Consider the following 18,406-nt stretch of genomic DNA (forward strand, 5'->3'; position numbering starts at 1 on the left):
GACTGTTTATACCGCTTACGTCGTTAATTTCTCCTTTCATAACTATTTATCAATAACTACAAGCACAGGACTAGCATGCTCGATCCCAATATGCTGCGCAATGAGCTAGACGCAGTTGCCGAAAAACTGGCTCGCAGAGGTTTTAAACTTGATGTTGAGATGTTGCGCCAACAAGAAGAGCGCCGCAAAGTTTTACAGGTTGAAACAGAAAGTCTGCAGGCAGAACGTAACTCTCGATCGAAAATGATTGGCGCGGCCAAAGCACGTGGCGAAGATATCGAGCCATTACGCCTGGAAGTGAATGCGTTGGGTGAAAAGCTCGATGCAGCTAAGGCTGAGCTAGATAAATTACAAAACGAAATTCGCGATTTGGCATTGTCTATTCCTAACCTGCCAGATGATTCTGTTCCTATGGGCAGAGATGAAAATGACAACGTTGAAGTCAGCCGCTGGGGTGAACCACGCAAGTATGATTTTGAAGTGAGAGATCATGTTTCTCTGGGTGAAATGGCCGGTGGTCTTGATTTCGCTGCTGCCGTGAAGCTGACAGGTGCCCGTTTTGTGGTGATGAAAGGGCAAATTGCTCGCATGCACCGCGCATTAGCACAATTCATGCTGGATCTGCACACTGAAAAACACGGTTATCTCGAAACCTATGTCCCTTATTTGGTTAACCATGCGACGTTGTACGGAACAGGTCAGTTGCCTAAGTTTGGTGGTGATTTATTCCACACCAAACCATTGGAAGAAGAGTCAGATAGCAGCAACTATGCATTGATTCCTACGGCTGAAGTACCTGTGACCAACTTGGTGCGTGATGAGATTCTGGAAGAGGAATCTCTGCCATTGAAAATGACCGCTCATACACCGTGCTTCCGTTCTGAAGCCGGTTCCTATGGCCGTGATACTCGTGGCTTAATTCGTATGCATCAGTTCGACAAAGTCGAAATGGTACAAATCACGCGCCCAGAAGATTCAATGGCGGCACTGGAAGAACTGACGGGTCATGCCGAGAAAGTTCTGCAATTGTTGGAATTACCTTACCGTAAAGTATTGCTGTGTACTGGCGATATGGGCTTTGGCTCCAGCAAAACTTACGATTTGGAAGTATGGTTACCCGCGCAAAATACGTACCGCGAAATCTCTTCATGTTCCAACATGTGGGATTTCCAAGCGCGCCGTATGCAAGCTCGCTGCCGTAATAAAACGGATAGAAAAACCCGTTTGGTTCATACACTGAATGGTTCTGGCTTGGCAGTAGGGCGTACGTTGGTTGCCGTGCTGGAAAACTACCAGCAGGCTGATGGCCGTATCCAAGTTCCCGACGTTTTACGCCCTTATATGGGTGGGTTAGAATTTATTGGTTAATAAAAACAGAGGGTATTTTGCCCGGTTTTTGTTACCACGCTAAAAGCGCCTTCGGGCGCTTTTTCTTTTTGGATAGCTGTCAGCGTGCTGATTCAGGAGGATTGATATCGATGGAACAACATATTGTGCTATCCCCTATTGAGAGGTAATTGACTTTTTTATCGCCAGTGGCATGATGCGCTCACTTCCATCATCCCGACGGTTTCTGTCTTATTATGTCCGCATATTCTCGCCCGGTGCTGCTTTTGCTCTGTGGGCTTTTGCTGTTTACGATTTCTATCGCGGTTTTAAATACATTGGTTCCCCTCTGGTTATCTCATCAACAGTTGCCAACCTGGCAAGTGGGGATGGTTAGCTCATCATATTTTACCGGAAATCTTGTTGGGACATTGATTGCTGGGCGGTTGATTCAACAGCTCGGATTTAATCGCAGCTATCACTACTCCTGCATTTTATTTGCTGTCGCGACCTGCGGGCTGATGTTGTCAGTCGATTTTTGGAGCTGGTTAGGATGGCGCTTTTTTGCTGGTGTTGCCTGCGCGCTGATTTGGGTGATTGTCGAAAGTGCATTGCTGCGCAGCGGTACATTAACCAATCGTGGTCAACTGCTAGCAGCTTACATGATGGTTTATTATTTGGGGACTGTAACCGGGCAACTACTCTTGGGTGTGGTTTCAACACAATTGCTGAATGTTATTCCTTGGGTCAGTGCGTTGGTCATCACGGCAATGCTGCCACTGTTATTTGCCCATTTCTCGCATCAAGGTAGTAGTGAGTCATCGCATGTTGCCGTTTGGCCAATGCTAAAACGCCGTAGCGCGCGTCTGGGCATTAATGGCTGCATTATCTCAGGTGTGTTGTTGGGGTCGCTCTATGGGCTGCTCCCGCTGTATTTATCACATCAGGGAATGAGTGATGCGAGCGTCGGGTGGTGGATGGCACTGCTGGTCAGCTCTGGCATTATCGGGCAGTGGCCAATAGGCAAAATGGCGGATCGCTATGGCCGTTTATTGGTGCTGCGGATTCAAGTGTTTGTCGTCATTCTTGGCAGTGTCGCTATTTTGGGTAACTACGCACTGGCGCCAGCACTGTTTATTCTAGGGTGCGCTGGTTTTACGCTTTATCCCGTGGCAATGGCGTGGGCGTGTGAAAAAGCCAGCGCTGATGAGTTGGTGGCGATGAATCAGGCTTTACTGATGAGTTATACCATCGGCAGCTTGGCCGGGCCGACGATGACCTCACTGCTGATGCAGCGCTATTCAGATAATTTATTGTTTGTGATGATTGCGGGTGTGGCGCTAGTGTACTTAATGATGTTACTGCGCAAACCTGACCAACAACACACGCCTTTTGCGGCAGTGTAGTGGAAAAAAAATGCCGCCTGCGGGTTAATCCAGCGGCGGCATAACTTCAATGATATCTTTAATTGAGTATCAATAGATCACTTTGTGACCATAACTTTCCAGAATACCTTTTACTCTATCCATGATTTCCTTGGAAGGCGGTTTAACACCATCCAACTTGTATTCTTCGCCCATGGCAACCCATTTATGCTTACCCAGTTCGTGGTAAGGCAGTAATTCGATTTTCTCAATATTGGTCATGTTCTGGGTAAACTCACCCAGCATATGGGCTGATTTGTCATCATCTGACCACCCCGGTACAACCACATAACGAATCCAGGTTTTCTGGTTACGCTTTGCCAAATAACGAGCAAATTCCAGTGTCCGGTGATTGGAGACGCCGACCAGATTTTGATGCACGCTGTCATCCATCTGTTTTAAATCCAGCATGACTAAATCTGTGGCATCCAATAATTCATCAATAACTGGGTCATAACGACGCACGAAGCCATTGGTATCTAGGCAAGTATGAATGCCTTCTTCATGACAGGCGCGGAACCAATCACGTACAAATTCGGCCTGCAAGATAGCTTCGCCACCAGAAGCCGTTACACCACCACCGGAAGCATTCATAAAGTGGCGATAGGTGATGGCTTCTTTGACTAATTCTTCAACGGTAACTTCTTTACCGCCGTGGGTGTCCCAAGTATCACGGTTATGGCAATACAGGCAACGCATCAAGCAGCCCTGGAAGAATACGATAAATCGGATGCCAGGGCCGTCAACGGTGCCACAGGATTCGAATGAGTGAATACGACCAAGTACTGGTTTGGTAGCCCCCTCTGTGGCGGGGGTTTCCGTTGTAATACAATCTATTATCTTGTTCATAAAGTTCCAGTTAGTGCCATTTGGTTCTGAATGGTGGACATTATATGGACATTCCATTTATGGGATTCAGTGCTACCGCATCTTGCAAAAAGTCAGGTGCAAAGTGCGCATACGTCATCGTTTGTTGTATTGTGGAGTGTCCTAAAATTCGTTGTAGTGTAATAATATTACCTCCATTCATCATAAAATGCGTTGCGAAAGTGTGCCTCAATATGTGCAATGCCTGACCGTGAGGGATGTCAGGTTTCATTTCCCTTAGTATTCTACGGGTTTTAGTATAGTTTGACTTGAATAGTTCCTCAGAAATAGGAACAGATCGCCGCTTGCCGTTCTTAGTTTTCATAAAAGTAACCATGTTATTAAATACATGTTCACCTTTCAGAGCTGAAACCTCACCCTACCGCGCACCAGTAGCCAGGCAAACTAAAGCCACTTTCCGATCATCATCCTCTAATAACCCCAGCAGTTTGGGTAATTCATCGGATGACAGAAACGCCATTTCTGATTCAGGTTCTTTCAGCTTCTTAATCCCGCTAAATGGGTTTTGACAGTGATATTCACCCGCGTTAATTAGCTTGGTGAATAGCCCCATCAAGACAGAACACTCACGGTTAATGCTCGATGTCTTAAGCCCTGTATTTAGCAAGTGAACCCGATAGTCTGTGATGGTTTTTTTTGTCAGTTGGTCGGCCCTGATAACCCCCATTGCGGCTAATTTTTTCATCGTGGCAATTAGCCGGCCTTTCTCAACCTCCCCGCGTGTATGGCTCTTACCGTGATATATCCACCACAGATCAAGTAACTCAGTTAATTTTCTACGGTCTGCGGGTTTCTCTAGAAGAATAAACGCAACGACGCGCAAAGCCAGACGCCGCAAGGGTTTGCGCCAAATGGCTGGGAAATTTTCATACTGTAAAAATGAGTACGAAATTTACAACGGTCACTGGCGTGAATCACGTCGTTAAGAGAAGGGAAGTTATCAGGTAAAAGACTGATATGAGAAGTTTAGCTTGTGGCTATAGTTAGATTCTGGGCTTTAATTTAAGGAACTCTATATGCATTTTGGCGTTAATTCATGTCTCTGTACTTCAACTCAAAGTTTGGTATCAGATGTTGATAAACCATATAAACAGCAAAAATTACCTGAACACAATATTTCCTCAGGCGGTTATGTTACGACTAGTAGCACAGTTCGAGCATCAGAAATTAAGCCATTGGTTTCGAGCATCCATCCCAAAACAAGAATGAGTGAGAGTGAGTATTTAGAGTACAAAGAAATGATGAAAAATTTGGGGTGTCTGCAGGAAAAAAAAGTCTCATTTAAAGAGCCAGATGACTCTTCTAGTAAGAAATTAGTAATTTCCACAGATTACGATATTCCAAGAGAGCATCCAATATCCGCGGATTATGATATTCCGAGAAAACATCCAATATCCACAGATTACGACATTCCAAGAAAATACCCGATATCCGCAAATTACGACATTCCGAGAAAATAGCGAATGTCCTTAAATTAAAAAAGTCCCGCAAGCGGGACTTCTTTTGTCGACATGGTCAATATGTGGACGAGACCTGAAATTAATCCTTTAATTTCAACTTGTTAACCTTGTTTAAAAGTCACCAAGTACTGACATAGCAGGATTTCTCCAATGCTGGATGAATAAAGGCCCCACTAAAGTGGAGCCTTTAAGTTTATGCCATTTTACTGCAGCAGGGAATTATATCGACTGTGTAAAGGTACGAGTAATCACATCCTGCTGTTGTTCTTTGGTCAGTGAGTTAAAACGAACAGCGTAACCTGATACACGGATTGTCAACTGCGGATATTTTTCCGGGTTTTCCATCGCGTCTAACAGCATTTCGCGGTTCATTACGTTCACGTTCAGGTGTTGACCACCTTCAATGGACGACTCGTGATGGAAGTAACCATCCATCAGACCTGCCAGGTTAGCTTTACGAACTTCATCGTCTTTACCCAGCGCGTTTGGCACGATAGAGAAGGTATAAGAAATACCATCTTTCGCATAAGCAAACGGCAGTTTAGCAACAGAGGTCAGAGAGGCAACAGCACCTTTCTGGTCACGGCCGTGCATTGGGTTAGCACCTGGACCGAATGGAGCACCAGCACGGCGACCATCTGGGGTGTTACCTGTTTTCTTACCATAAACCACGTTAGAGGTGATGGTCAGCACAGACTGAGTTGCTACGGCACCACGGTAAGTACGCAGCTTCTGAATTTTCTTCATGAAGCGCTCAACCAGGTCACAAGCAATATCATCAACGCGTGAGTCGTTGTTACCAAACTGTGGATACTCGCCTTCGATGTTGAAGTCGATAGCCAAGCCATCAGCATCACGGATGGTGCTTACTTTGGCATATTTGATAGCAGACAGGGAGTCAGCAGCAACAGACAGACCTGCAATACCACACGCCATAGTACGGTAAACATCACGGTCATGCAGTGCCATCAGCGCAGCTTCATAGCTGTACTTGTCATGCATGTAGTGAATGATGTTCAGCGAGGTAACGTATTGTTTAGCCAGCCAATCCATAAAGTGGTCCATGCGGTCCATGACTTTGTCATAGTCCAGCACGTCGTCCATCATTGGCGCTTCTTTCGGACCAACCTGAATTTTCAGTTTTTCGTCAACGCCACCGTTGATTGCGTACAACATGGTTTTCGCCAAGTTTGCACGAGCACCGAAGAACTGCATTTGTTTACCGACAATCATCGGGCTAACACAACACGCGATGGCATAGTCATCGTTGTTGAAGTCAGGGCGCATCAGGTCATCGTTTTCATACTGTACAGATGAAGTATCGATAGACACTTTAGCGGCAAATTTTTTGAAATTCAGTGGCAGTTTTTCTGACCACAGGATGGTCATATTCGGCTCTGGAGAAGGCCCCATGGTGTACAGGGTATTCAGGAAGCGGAAGCTGGTTTTAGTCACCAGAGTACGGCCATCAACGCCCATACCTGCCAGAGACTCAGTTGCCCAGATTGGGTCACCAGAGAACAGCTCATCATACTCAGGCGTACGCAGGAAGCGAACCATACGCAGTTTCATAACCAAATGGTCAATCAGTTCTTGCGCTTCTTCTTCAGTCAGTTTGCCTTCTTTCATGTCGCGTTCAATGTACACGTCAAGGAAAGTAGACACGCGACCGAAGGACATTGCAGCACCGTTCTGAGATTTAACCGCAGCCAGATAGCCGAAGTAAGTCCACTGTACAGCTTCACGTGCGTTAGTCGCAGGACCGGAGATATCACAACCATATTTGGCTGCCATTTCTTTGATCTGAGCCAGAGCACGATGCTGTTCAGCAATTTCTTCGCGCAGCTGGATAGTCATTTCCAGATCTTTACCGTTTTCCAGGTCATCCTGTAAAGAGTTGAACTGAGCCAGTTTGTCTTTCATCAGGAAGTCGATACCGTAAACGGCTACGCGACGATAGTCACCGATGATACGGCCACGGCCATAAGCATCTGGCAGACCAGTCAGTACACCAGACTTACGGCAGTTCAGGATATCTTTGGTATAAACGTCGAACACACCTTGGTTATGCGTTTTACGGTATTCGGTGAAGACTTTTTTCAGTTGCGGGTCAAGTTCACGGCCGTAAACTTTGCAAGAGCCTTCTACCATTTTGATGCCGCCGAATGGAATCAGGGCACGTTTCAATGGTTTTTCAGTCTGCAAACCAACGATGGTTTCCAGATCTTTGTTGATGTAGCCAGCATCATGGGAAATGATGGTTGAAGCTACGTCGGTATCAAAATCAACTGGCGCATGGGTGCGGTTTTCCAGTTTGATACCTTCCATAACCATGTCCCACAACTTGGTGGTCGCTTCGGTAGGGCCGGCAAGGAATGACTCATCGCCTTCATAAGGAGTGTAGTTTTTCTGGATGAAGTCACGAACGTTGACTTCATTCTGCCAATCGCCTTTGGTAAAACCCTGCCATGCTTTGGCCAATTTTTCATTAAGTTCGGTCATAATGCATCTACCTTTTAATGTGAATTTCTTCGAAAACCGTGTGCGGCCACTCAGTGTTGCTGGTCACCGCGCAGATAAATTACCCAGTAAGTCAAACCTACCAATAATCCGCCGCCAATGATGTTACCGATAGTGACGGGGATCAGGTTATCAATAATAAAGTTACTTACGGTTAAGTGAGCAAATTGCTCAGGTGCAGCTCCTATGGATTGCCAAAATTCAGGCGAAGCGAAGTTTTTAATCACAATACCCATAGGAATCATAAACATATTTGCGATGCTATGCTCAAAGCCGCTGGCAACAAACATTCCCACCGGTAAAATCATCGCGAACATCTTGTCCATTATGGTACGGCCGGAGTAACTCATCCACACCGCAAGGCAGACCATCAAGTTAGCCAAAATACCCAAGCAGATGGCTTCAATAAAAGTATGGTGCAATTTATGGTCGGCGGTTTGTAAAACATTCAAACCCCATTGACCATTGGCCACCATATATTGACCTGCAAACCAAATAAGGCACACAAAGAATAGTGCACCGACTAGGTTCCCAATATAGACATTAACCCAGTTGCATCCCAGTTGGCGCCAAGTAATTCGGCCACTGGCTTTGGCGACAGTTGTGAGTACAGTCGAAGTGAAAAGATCACCACCACATACCACTACTAACATTAGCCCCAGGGAGAAACAAATACCACCCACTAACTTGGCAAAGCCGAAAGGCACGCCCGCAGTACCGGTAGTCGCAGTAATATAAAAAACAAACGCAATTGAAATAAACACACCAGCAGTAATCGCTAAATAAAAGGTTTTTAGCGGATGCTTGGTGGCTTTATAGACACCGGCATCTTCGGCTACTTTAGCCATTGCCGCAGGTAATAATGCATCGAAGGGGTTGTCAGCTTTCACACTAACTCTCTCTTAAGGGTTAATAAAGCACAACGAGATACTAGCAAAGCAGTATAGCGTGAAAATTGATATGGATCATATTGCGCGAGTTTAGTTCGCTATAAAACACTACAAAATGTGTGTCTAATGAAGTTAAGTTGTTGATTTTTAAAGTGAAAAAATATTTTAAGATTTACAAAAAATTTTGATTGCTCTGTTTTAAAGCCGTTGGAAACGTTAATTAAAAGGAGTATTTGTAGCTATTTTTATTTTTCGCCATCATTAAAAATTAACGCTTTATTCACCTTTGCAGCTATTTTATCTGAATGACAAATAATGTTTGTTTAAAGGTGCTATTTCCACTCAACGTGGCGTCAGAAAATAACGTTTTTTTATGACAAAAACAATTATTGCTTTTGGTTATTTGTATTTATTTTCATCAGGAATAATTGCAAAAATTAAATAGAGGGGGAACGTGCCGTGAAAGGGAAAAGTAAAGCGACAATTGCCGCTTTACTTGAAGGGTGTTTATTCGCCTTTAGACCAATAGCGGCGTTTAGCCGCTTGTAATTTGGCATAGGCACCCAACAGGGCTTGATGCGCAGGGAGGGCTTTCAGCTCTTCATCAACACTGAATAAACCATTAAAGCGCACTTCACCGACGAGTGCTGCTGAGGCTGTCTCTACAGCTTCCTGACCATACATCTTCACAAAGGCGCTGTGATATTGCACAGGATCACGATCTGGCTCTTGGGTCAGCAACAGTAAGGTTTGCAGGCAACGGTAATAATTGGCCTGTTTTGCAGTGAAGACCGAAGAGTTGAAATCTTGTGTCCATTCTACCCAAATCAGCGCTTGTTCCAAATCACCGCCCGCCAGTGCCAGCATAGATTTCAGTTCACCGACACGCAGGGTATACCAGCCGTTATCTTTGCCAGAGGCGATGCCGAGCAGTTCACGCACCCGCGCGAAATCATCCAAACCGTCGTCGTCCAATTTCTGAATGAGTTCCAGATACTGCTCTGGCTGCCAGTCACTGTCCGGTAGCGCTAGAATTGTGTCGCGCAGATGTACACCCATAGTGTTGTTTGCCATTAACAAGTCTTCGGCAGGATAAATATCTGACATCCCCGGTACCAGAATTCGGCAAGCATAAACACCAAGATGTTCATAATCAGCGATATACACCTCAGCGTCTTCTTGCTTAAAGATGTCCATCAACGTTGCGAACTCTTCTTCGGTAGTGCCTTTAAAGCTCCAATCAACAAACGGATAGTCAGCCTCTTCTTTAAACATATCCCAACTGATCAGGCCGCTTGAATCAATAAAATGCGTTTCCAGATTGGTATGTTCAGCGACTTCTTCATCGTCAAAGGTTGGTGCAGTAAAGACATCCAAATCTTTCAGGCTGCGGCCTTGTAATAACTCAGTCACGGTACGTTCAAGGGCAACACCAAAGTCAGGGTGTGAGCCGAATGAAGCAAAACAGGTGCCATTTGATGGGTTAAACAGCACCACACAAATGACTGGGTAAGCACCACCTAATGACGCATCGTAAGAGAGGATTGGGAAACCTTCTTCTTCCAGTTTGGCAATGGCCTCTACGACGCCTGGATAGCGATTGAGCACCTCAACTGGGATTTCTGGCAAGCTGATTGATTCCGCGATAATGCGATTTTTTACCGAGCGTTCAAACACTTCTGATAATGCCTGCACACGAGCCTCATTGGCGGTATTCCCGGCAGACATGCCGTTTGATACATACAGATTGCCGATAATATTCATAGGAATATAGACGGTTTCTAAATCTGACTGGCGAGTGAAAGGCAGTGAGCAGATTCCTCGTTTGGCATTACCCGACTGCAAATCCACCAGATCACTGGCAAGCAACTCTTGCTCTGGATCGTAAAACGCCAACAGGCGCTCATCCAAAATACCTTCTGGCAGTAAGTCATCTTCAGGGATTGGGAACCATTTCTCGTTCGGATAATGAACGAAATCGCCCTCTGCAATGCCTTTGCCCAGATAGAAATCGGCGAAGAAATAGTTTGTTGATAAACGCTCGAAATATTCCCCCAAGGCCGAAGCCAGTGCCGCTTTCTTGCTGGCACCTTTGCCATTGGTAAAACACAGCGGGCAGTCACGATCGCGGATATGTACCGACCAAACGTGAGGAACCGGGTTCAGCCAGGAGGCTTCTTCAATATTAAAACCGAGGTCGCTCAGTTTTTGCTGAAAGCGGGAGATGGAGTCTTCCAGCGCGGCGTCTTTGCCGGGAATAAAGGTTTGAGTCATTGTCTTCACTTTTTGGCGGTACTAAAAACGCGCAATCATACGGGGTTTTGGTTAATAGCTCCACGTATTCCTAAAGCACAGTAAATGTCACAGTTTTTATATGGATATTCCGGATAATTCACTAGCTTATAAATAATGGAGTCATAATATGAAATCTATAAAGCTAACTGTCTTAGCCGGAATCTTAGCAGGGATCAGCGGTTCGGCCTTTGCTCTACCTAATATAACCTTGTTGGCAACTGGGGGAACTATTGCCGGTGGCGGTGATTCAGCGACCAAATCTAACTATACTGCCGGAAAACTGGGGGTTGATGCTCTGGTCAATGCCGTGCCAGAAATGAAAAAACTCGCCAATATTCAAGGTGAGCAAGTGGTGAATATCGGTTCTCAAGATATGAATGATGAAGTCTGGCTGAAGTTGGCGAAAAAAATTAATACAGACTGTGCCAAAACTGATGGATTCGTAATTACTCATGGTACTGATACACTTGAAGAAACTGCGTATTTTCTCGATTTAACCGTCAATTGTGATAAACCTGTGGTGATGGTTGGGGCGATGCGCCCGGCAACCGCTCTTGGCGCTGATGGCCCGTTGAATCTCTACAATGCTGTCGTTGTCGCCAGTGATACCAATTCGGCTAAACGCGGTGTGCTGGTTGCCATGAATGACCAAGTGCTGACTGGCCGTGATGTGATGAAAACCAATACCACCTCGGTACAAACCTTCCAATCCCCGAACACTGGCCCGCAGGGCTATATCTATGATGGCAAGGTCAATTATTTGTATCAGCCAACACCAAGACAACCTGCTTTTGATATCAGCAAGTTGGATACCTTACCGAAAGTCGGCATTATCTATAACTATGCCAATGCATCTGATTTACCTGCTAAGGCATTGATTAGCGATGGATATCAGGGAATTGTCAGTGCCGGTGTCGGCAACGGAAACCTTTACCATACTGTGTTTGATACATTAGCAACGGCGGCACATAACGGCGTTACCGTGGTGCGATCATCTCGAGTGCCAACAGGCTCTACCACGGAAGATGCCGAAATTGACGATACCAAATATGGCTTTGTTGCTTCCGGTTCACTCAATCCACAAAAAGCACGGGTATTGTTACAACTGGCATTAACACAAACGCAAAAACCACAAGAAATCCAAAAGTTATTCCATACATACTGATTTAATTCATCTTTAGCGGAGGCTTCGGCCTCCGTCTATTTTTTATTACCTGTAATCTGAAATTAAAAACGCAAATACTTTCTGCCAGCTACCTTTAATAAATATCAGGCAAGGATTTGTGGATCTTTTTAGACAGCAGGAAAACAATAAATGAAAACGTTCGATTTCAACCGGATGGCTTTGGATAAATTCCCTATCGAATTTTTAGCCGAGGTGGGTATCCGATGTTTATTTACCTTTGTCTTAGTATTCTTATTTCTTAAATTGAGCGGCCGCCGGGGTGTGCGGCAGATGTCACTATTTGAAGTCGTGATTATTCTGACACTCGGTTCCGCGGCAGGTGACGTCACCTTTTATGAAGATGTCCCTATGCTGCCGGTTGTTATGGTCTTTATCAGCATTATGATTATGTACCGCTTATCCACTTTCTTGATGTCACGCAGCGAAAAAATACAACAATGGATGGAAGGTAAACCATTGATTATTGTAAATGACGGTGTGTTTGCTTGGGAAAGTATGCAGCAGGAAAATATTACTCATGATGAGTTTTTTATGGAATTGCGCCAGCAAGGCGTAGAACACTTGGGTCAGGTGCGGTTGGCGATTCTAGAAGTCAATGGTGCTATTAGCGTCTTTTTCTTCACTAATGAACAGGTTAAACCCGGGTTGCCTGTTCTACCAAAATGTTGTGTTAAGTCATTTAATACCATAAAGAAAAGTGGTGAATATGCCTGTAGCCAATGTAGCCTCATTATTACATTATCAGCGGGTTCACACGCCACCTGCCAACGGTGCGGTCACCACCACTGGGTAGAGGCTTTGCACCATCAACGGGCAAAATGAGTTATCTATTGTGCTGTAAGAGTATAGTGGGGCTACTTTTGGTGAATAATTTCAAATTAATGACAAGATAACGCACAGCATGCTGAGGCCGATGCTGAGAGTTTCTCCCTCACCAGTGAATAACCGTTGCAGCAGGCTGACTCGGATGATAAAACCGAGGGATGGGTTATGACGATGGCAATCTTAGTTAAGTGTGGTGAGGGGAAATGACACAGGTTTATAATTTTAGTGCAGGGCCTGCAATGCTGCCGGTTGAAGTTTTACGTCGTGCAGAACAGGAATTACGTAACTGGCATGGGCTGGGTACGTCGGTCATGGAAATTAGTCATCGTAGCAAAGAGTTTATGCAGGTGGCTGAAGAGGCAGAAAAAGATCTGCGCGATTTGATGCAGATCCCTGCTAATTATAAAGTGTTATTTTGCCACGGCGGTGCACGCGCACAGTTTGCGGCGGTTCCACTGAACTTGCTCGGTGACAACAATACCGCTGATTATATTGACGGCGGTTATTGGGCGCACAGTGCCATTAACGAAGCACAAAAATATTGCACACCAAATGTCATTAATGTGAAAACTGATGATAATGGCGTGGTTGGCATTCAATCAATGAAACAATGGAAGTTGAGTGAGAATGCGGCCTTTGTGCATTATTGCCCAAATGAAACCATTGATGGTCTTGCTATCGATGAAGAACCTGACTTTGGGAACAAAGTCGTGGTTGCTGACTACTCATCATCTATCCTTTCTCGCCCGATTGATGTTAGCCGTTATGGTGTTATTTATGCCGGCGCCCAGAAAAATATCGGCCCAGCAGGGCTGACAGTGGTTATCGTGCGTGAAGATTTGCTGGGCAAGGCCCGTAAGGAACTGCCATCAATTCTTGATTATAAGGTTTTGGCAGACAACGATTCGATGTTCAACACCCCACCAACTTTCGCTTGGTATCTCTCAGGTTTGGTCTTTAAATGGCTGAAAGAGCAGGGTGGTTTGGCTGAAATGGAAAAACGCAATCAGGCCAAAGCAGAGTTACTGTACAGCGCTATTGACCGCACCGGTTTCTACCGCAATCAGATTGCTGCTGCTAACCGCTCGCGAATGAATGTGCCGTTCCAAATGAAAGATGCTTCGCTAGACAAACTCTTCTTAAGTGAAGCTGAAGCTCAAGGGCTGCAAGCATTAAAAGGCCACCGGGTAGCGGGGGGAATGCGCGCTTCTATTTATAACGCTATGCCAATTGAAGGTGTTAAAGCATTAACAGATTTTATGGCTGATTTTGAACGCCGCCATGGTTGATCTCTGTACGCGGATATTTATCTGCACCAGTTTATTCATCGCCATGATTTAAATAATTATTTTTTTCAGTAACAATAATGTATCAGTAACAACAGCCCCGTCCTGTGCGGGGCTGTTGCTCATAAAAGACTGGAGAGTGTTTTTCCCATGCTGGAATCCCTGACTTTACAACCCATTGCCCTGATTAATGGCACCGTTAATTTACCTGGTTCTAAAAGTGTTTCTAACCGTGCACTTCTTCTGGCAGCGTTGGCTGAGGGGACGACCCAGCTAAGCAACTTATTAGACAGTGATGACATCCGCCATATGCTCAATGCCCTTGAAGCATTAGGCGTAAAATTCCGCCTTTCTGCTGACCGTACCCGTTGTGAAGTGGATGGCCTTGGCGGCAAATTGGTCGCTGAGCAGCCATTGGAGCTGTTTTTGGGCAATGCTGGAACGGCAATGCGCCCCTTGGCGGCAGCTTTGTGTTTGGGGCATAGCGATATTATTTTGACCGGTGAGCCGCGAATGAAAGAGCGACCAATTGGTCATTTAGTCGATGCATTACGTCAGGGCGGTGCACAAATTGATTATCTTGAACAAGAAAACTACCCGCCATTACGCTTACGCGGTGGTTTCCGTGGTGGCAAGCTGACGGTAGATGGCAGTGTTTCCAGCCAATTCCTGACGGCATTATTGATGACGGCTCCACTTGCTGAACAAGATACTGATATTCAGATTCAAGGGGAGTTAGTTTCCAAACCTTATATCGACATTACCCTGCATTTGATGAAAGCTTTTGGTGTTGATGTCGTGCACGAAAATTACCAAGTCTTCCATATTAAAGGCGGCCAGACTTATCGTACGCCGGGGACTTATCTCGTCGAGGGGGACGCATCATCTGCCTCCTACTTCTTGGCGGCGGCGGCGATTAAAGGTGGCACTGTGCGAGTTACCGGTATTGGTAAGAAAAGTGTGCAGGGTGATACCAAATTTGCCGATGTGCTGGAAAAAATGGGGGCTAAAGTGAGCTGGGGCGATGACTATATCGAATGTAGCCGTGGTGAATTACACGGCATTGATATGGACATGAACCATATCCCTGATGCAGCGATGACCATTGCAACCACCGCATTATTTGCCGACGGCCCGACAGTTATTCGCAATATTTATAACTGGCGAGTCAAAGAAACGGACCGTTTATCCGCGATGGCGACAGAGTTAAGAAAAGTCGGTGCCGAAGTGGAAGAGGGGCAGGATTATATTCGCGTTGTCCCTCCTGCGCAGTTAATTGCAGCAGAAATAGGGACTTACAATGATCACCGTATGGCGATGTGTTTCTCTTTGGTGGCGTTGTCCGATACTCCGGTCACGATTCTGGATCCTAAATGTACCGCCAAAACTTTCCCAGATTATTTTGAACAACTGGGCCGTTTGAGCCAGTAATGCAAATTTGCTACTGACATAATTTAGTTGTGGAAATGGGTGCCAATCGGCGCCCATTTTTATGTGATAAAGGTCAGCTGCAAACAAGTAATCGCTGGTCTTTGCCCCTGACGTGTTGGCTCGCAAATTAACAAAAGATAAATATTTTTACTGTCTATCTTCCCCATCTCCTCTACACTTTCGCTACAGCCTATGGTTTTATTTTCAGCAACTAAACCACGGTAGGGTAACAGTTCACTCCGATGCAGCGTATAATACTGCTCCTGTGTTTGCCCTGTCGGGTAGACAAGAGGTTTTGCCTACCGAAAGGAGAGATAAATGACGGCGTCAGCCCCGGTGATAACCGTTGATGGACCAAGTGGTGCAGGTAAAGGGACGCTTTGTAAAGCACTGGCTGAATCGCTGGGCTGGAATTTGCTTGATTCTGGTGCGATTTACCGTGTTTTGGCTTTGGCAGCGCTGCATCACCACGTTGATATCAGCACCGAAGAGGCACTCGTTCCACTAGCTGCACATCTCGATGTTCGTTTTGTCTCACAGAATGGGCAGTTAAAAGTGATTTTGGAAGGTGAGGATGTCAGTAATGAAATCCGCACTGAAACTGTAGGTAACACAGCGTCGCAGGCTGCAGCTTTCCCGCGAGTGCGTGAAGCATTATTGCGCCGGCAGCGAGCATTTCGCGAGGCGCCAGGCTTGATTGCTGATGGCCGCGATATGGGTACAGTGGTCTTTCCTGATGCACCAGTGAAAATATTTCTTGATGCAAGTTCGCAAGAACGTGCACACAGGCGCATGCTACAGTTGCAGGAAAAGGGGTTTAATGTTAACTTTGAACGTCTTTTGTCCGAGATACAGGAGCGGGATGACCGTGATCGTAATCGGGCTATTGCTCCTTTAGTCCCTGCGGCAGATGCATTGGTACTGGATTCAACCAGTATGTCCATCGAGCAGGTGATTGAACAAGCACTGGTTTACGCCCAAAGAATTCTAGCGTTGCCGTTAAAAAAATAACGACAATGCCGTCCGTTCTGAGCTCTCAACGATTTATTTTTTAATTAAAATTATTTTTGATGAGCACTTTAACCTTGCTGCAAGGATGTGTGGCGAGGCATGTGAAACAACCCCATCCGGCGGGATGCTAGATGGACGTTAAACTTAAGAATCCTGAAGATTATTAACATGACAGAATCTTTTGCTCAACTCTTTGAAGAATCCCTGAAAACAATTGAAACACGTCCGGGCTCTATCGTCCGTGGTGTTGTTGTTTCTATCGATAAAGATATCGTACTGGTTGACGCCGGTCTGAAATCTGAGTCAGCAATTCCAGCAGAACAGTTCAAGAACGCGCAAGGTGAACTGGAAATTCAAGTTGGTGACGAAGTTGACGTTGCTCTGGACGCTGTTGAAGACGGCTTCGGTGAAACTCTGCTGTCCCGTGAAAAAGCTAAGCGTCACGAAGCTTGGATCACGCTGGAAAAAGCTTACGAAGAAGCTGAAACCGTTACTGGTGTGATCAACGGCAAAGTGAAGGGCGGCTTTACAGTCGAACTGAACGGCATCCGTGCGTTCTTGCCTGGTTCACTGGTTGATGTGCGTCCAGTTCGCGATACTCTGCATCTGGAAGGCAAAGAGCTTGAGTTCAAAGTCATCAAGCTGGATCAGAAACGCAACAACGTCGTTGTTTCTCGTCGTGCAGTTATCGAATCCGAGAACAGCGCTGAGCGTGATCAATTGCTGGAAAACCTGCAAGAAGGCATGGAAGTTAAGGGTATCGTTAAGAACCTGACTGACTACGGTGCATTCGTTGATCTGGGTGGCGTTGATGGCTTGCTGCACATTACTGACATGGCTTGGAAACGTGTTAAACACCCAAGCGAAATCGTCAATGTGGGCGACGAAATCACTGTTAAAGTTCTGAAATTCGACCGCGAACGTACTCGTGTATCCCTTGGCTTGAAACAGCTGGGCGAAGATCCATGGGTTGCTATCGCTAAACGTTACCCAGAAGGCACTAAGCTGACTGGTCGTGTAACTAACCTGACTGATTACGGTTGCTTCGTAGAAATCGAAGAAGGCGTTGAAGGTCTGGTACACGTTTCAGAAATGGATTGGACCAACAAAAACATTCACCCGTCTAAAGTTGTTAACGTTGGCGACGTAGTGGAAGTTATGGTTCTGGACATCGATGAAGAACGTCGTCGTATTTCTCTGGGCCTGAAACAGTGCAAATCTAACCCATGGCAGCTGTTTGCAGAAACCCACAACAAAAACGACCGCGTTGAAGGTAAAATCAAGTCTATCACTGACTTCGGTATCTTCATCGGCCTGGACGGCGGTATCGACGGCCTGGTTCACCTGTCTGACATCTCCTGGAACGTTGCAGGCGAAGAAGCAGTTCGTGAATATAAGAAAGGCGACGAAATCGCAGCTGTGGTTCTGCAAGTAGATGCAGAACGTGAGCGTATCTCTCTGGGTGTGAAACAACTTGCAGAAGATCCATTCAATAACTACCTGTCTGTAAACAAGAAAGGTGCTATTGTTACTGGTAAAGTCACTGCAGTTGACGCCAAAGGTGCTACAGTTGAATTGGCAGGCGGCGTAGAAGGTTATCTGCGTGCTTCCGAAGCAACTCGCGATCGCGTTGAAGATGCAACGTTGGTTCTGAACGTCGGTGATGAAGTTGAAGCCAAATATACTGGCGTTGACCGTAAAAACCGCGTAATCAGCCTGTCTGTTCGTGCTAAAGACGAAGCTGATGAGAAAGATGCTATTGCTACAGTTAACAACAAGCCAGAAGAAGGTAACTTCTCTAGCGCAATGGCAGAAGCGTTCAAAGCTGCAAAAGGCGAGTAATAACGGGGGGCGGTCTTTCCGC

Annotated in this window: 15 protein-coding genes; 9 read left to right on the forward strand and 6 right to left on the reverse strand. The window is 45.8% G+C overall.

Annotation, left to right across the window (positions count from 1 at the left end; all coding sequences use genetic code 11):
- Positions 1-75 precede the first annotated feature (75 nt).
- Together serS and ACIOG0_RS08360 are read left to right on the forward strand one after the other, a co-directional pair.
- On the forward strand, positions 76-1,368 hold the full coding sequence (gene serS, locus ACIOG0_RS08355) for a serine--tRNA ligase (protein WP_050097110.1): 1,293 nt from the start codon (positions 76-78) through the stop codon (positions 1,366-1,368).
- A 215-nt stretch (positions 1,369-1,583) separates the two neighbouring features.
- On the forward strand, positions 1,584-2,732 hold the full coding sequence (locus tag ACIOG0_RS08360; protein WP_050097111.1) for an MFS transporter: 1,149 nt from the start codon (positions 1,584-1,586) through the stop codon (positions 2,730-2,732).
- A gap of 69 nt (positions 2,733-2,801) precedes the next feature.
- On the opposite strand, the gene pflA is transcribed toward ACIOG0_RS08360, so the two are convergent.
- From pflA to ACIOG0_RS08375, 3 genes are read right to left on the reverse strand one after another with little or no spacing between them, the layout of a single operon-like run.
- Positions 2,802-3,599, reverse strand: coding sequence for a pyruvate formate lyase 1-activating protein (pflA, locus tag ACIOG0_RS08365; RefSeq protein ID WP_072087663.1), 798 nt, complete (start codon positions 3,597-3,599; stop codon positions 2,802-2,804).
- Between the two features lie 40 nt (positions 3,600-3,639).
- Positions 3,640-3,954 carry a tyrosine-type recombinase/integrase gene (locus tag ACIOG0_RS08370; RefSeq protein WP_050097112.1) on the reverse strand — a complete coding sequence of 105 codons (315 nt, stop codon included), beginning with the start codon at positions 3,952-3,954 and terminating at the stop codon, positions 3,640-3,642.
- A 42-nt stretch (positions 3,955-3,996) separates the two neighbouring features.
- A complete protein-coding gene (locus tag ACIOG0_RS08375) occupies positions 3,997-4,476 on the reverse strand; it encodes a hypothetical protein (protein WP_235895331.1) in 480 nt (159 codons plus the stop codon).
- Positions 4,477-4,654: 178 nt separating this feature from the next.
- On the opposite strand from ACIOG0_RS08375, the gene ACIOG0_RS08380 reads away from it, so the two are divergent.
- On the forward strand, positions 4,655-5,098 hold the full coding sequence (locus ACIOG0_RS08380) for a hypothetical protein (RefSeq protein WP_128450873.1): 444 nt from the start codon (positions 4,655-4,657) through the stop codon (positions 5,096-5,098).
- 219 nt (positions 5,099-5,317) lie between these two features.
- On the opposite strand, the gene pflB is transcribed toward ACIOG0_RS08380, so the two are convergent.
- From pflB to ycaO, 3 genes are all read right to left on the reverse strand, one after another.
- The gene (gene pflB, locus ACIOG0_RS08385; RefSeq protein ID WP_050097115.1) at positions 5,318-7,600 is read right to left on the reverse strand and encodes a formate C-acetyltransferase; all 2,283 of its coding nucleotides are present in this window, start codon (positions 7,598-7,600) and stop codon (positions 5,318-5,320) included.
- Positions 7,601-7,650: 50 nt separating this feature from the next.
- Positions 7,651-8,508 carry a formate transporter FocA gene (focA, locus tag ACIOG0_RS08390; RefSeq protein WP_050097116.1) on the reverse strand — a complete coding sequence of 286 codons (858 nt, stop codon included), beginning with the start codon at positions 8,506-8,508 and terminating at the stop codon, positions 7,651-7,653.
- A gap of 507 nt (positions 8,509-9,015) precedes the next feature.
- Positions 9,016-10,782, reverse strand: coding sequence for a 30S ribosomal protein S12 methylthiotransferase accessory factor YcaO (ycaO, locus tag ACIOG0_RS08395; protein ID WP_128450872.1), 1,767 nt, complete (start codon positions 10,780-10,782; stop codon positions 9,016-9,018).
- Between the two features lie 148 nt (positions 10,783-10,930).
- Between ycaO and ansB the strand changes: the two genes are divergently transcribed.
- The 6 genes from ansB (at position 10,931) to rpsA (ending at position 18,384) form a co-directional block, all read left to right on the forward strand.
- Positions 10,931-11,968 carry an L-asparaginase 2 gene (gene ansB, locus ACIOG0_RS08400; RefSeq protein WP_050097118.1) on the forward strand — a complete coding sequence of 346 codons (1,038 nt, stop codon included), beginning with the start codon at positions 10,931-10,933 and terminating at the stop codon, positions 11,966-11,968.
- Between the two features lie 150 nt (positions 11,969-12,118).
- On the forward strand, positions 12,119-12,811 hold the full coding sequence (locus tag ACIOG0_RS08405; RefSeq protein ID WP_050295323.1) for a DUF421 domain-containing protein: 693 nt from the start codon (positions 12,119-12,121) through the stop codon (positions 12,809-12,811).
- A gap of 206 nt (positions 12,812-13,017) precedes the next feature.
- Positions 13,018-14,103 carry a 3-phosphoserine/phosphohydroxythreonine transaminase gene (gene serC, locus ACIOG0_RS08410; RefSeq protein WP_050097120.1) on the forward strand — a complete coding sequence of 362 codons (1,086 nt, stop codon included), beginning with the start codon at positions 13,018-13,020 and terminating at the stop codon, positions 14,101-14,103.
- Positions 14,104-14,250: 147 nt separating this feature from the next.
- A complete protein-coding gene (gene aroA, locus ACIOG0_RS08415; protein ID WP_050097121.1) occupies positions 14,251-15,531 on the forward strand; it encodes a 3-phosphoshikimate 1-carboxyvinyltransferase in 1,281 nt (426 codons plus the stop codon).
- A gap of 318 nt (positions 15,532-15,849) precedes the next feature.
- A complete protein-coding gene (gene cmk, locus ACIOG0_RS08420; RefSeq protein WP_050097122.1) occupies positions 15,850-16,542 on the forward strand; it encodes a (d)CMP kinase in 693 nt (230 codons plus the stop codon).
- A gap of 168 nt (positions 16,543-16,710) precedes the next feature.
- Positions 16,711-18,384, forward strand: a complete 1,674-nt coding sequence (gene rpsA, locus ACIOG0_RS08425; protein WP_050097123.1) for a 30S ribosomal protein S1 — start codon at positions 16,711-16,713, stop codon at positions 18,382-18,384.
- Positions 18,385-18,406 lie beyond the last annotated feature (22 nt).

Source organism: Yersinia vastinensis (assembly GCF_044905075.1).
In the GTDB taxonomy this organism is placed as follows: domain Bacteria; phylum Pseudomonadota; class Gammaproteobacteria; order Enterobacterales; family Enterobacteriaceae; genus Yersinia; species Yersinia vastinensis.

Excerpts from the sequence above, each read along its gene's own strand:
- ACIOG0_RS08380 (WP_128450873.1), top strand. The coding sequence starts at position 4,655 with ATGCATTTTGGCGTTAATTCATGTCTCTGTACTTCAACTCAAAGTTTG.
- rpsA (WP_050097123.1), top strand. The coding sequence starts at position 16,711 with ATGACAGAATCTTTTGCTCAACTCTTTGAAGAATCCCTGAAAACAATT.
- serC (WP_050097120.1), top strand. The coding sequence starts at position 13,018 with ATGACACAGGTTTATAATTTTAGTGCAGGGCCTGCAATGCTGCCGGTT.
- ycaO (WP_128450872.1), bottom strand. The coding sequence starts at position 10,782 with ATGACTCAAACCTTTATTCCCGGCAAAGACGCCGCGCTGGAAGACTCC.
- ansB (WP_050097118.1), top strand. The coding sequence starts at position 10,931 with ATGAAATCTATAAAGCTAACTGTCTTAGCCGGAATCTTAGCAGGGATC.
- pflB (WP_050097115.1), bottom strand. The coding sequence starts at position 7,600 with ATGACCGAACTTAATGAAAAATTGGCCAAAGCATGGCAGGGTTTTACC.
- ACIOG0_RS08405 (WP_050295323.1), top strand. The coding sequence starts at position 12,119 with ATGAAAACGTTCGATTTCAACCGGATGGCTTTGGATAAATTCCCTATC.
- serS (WP_050097110.1), top strand. The coding sequence starts at position 76 with ATGCTCGATCCCAATATGCTGCGCAATGAGCTAGACGCAGTTGCCGAA.
- cmk (WP_050097122.1), top strand. The coding sequence starts at position 15,850 with ATGACGGCGTCAGCCCCGGTGATAACCGTTGATGGACCAAGTGGTGCA.
- aroA (WP_050097121.1), top strand. The coding sequence starts at position 14,251 with ATGCTGGAATCCCTGACTTTACAACCCATTGCCCTGATTAATGGCACC.
- pflA (WP_072087663.1), bottom strand. The coding sequence starts at position 3,599 with ATGAACAAGATAATAGATTGTATTACAACGGAAACCCCCGCCACAGAG.
- ACIOG0_RS08370 (WP_050097112.1), bottom strand. The coding sequence starts at position 3,954 with ATGGTTACTTTTATGAAAACTAAGAACGGCAAGCGGCGATCTGTTCCT.
- ACIOG0_RS08360 (WP_050097111.1), top strand. The coding sequence starts at position 1,584 with ATGTCCGCATATTCTCGCCCGGTGCTGCTTTTGCTCTGTGGGCTTTTG.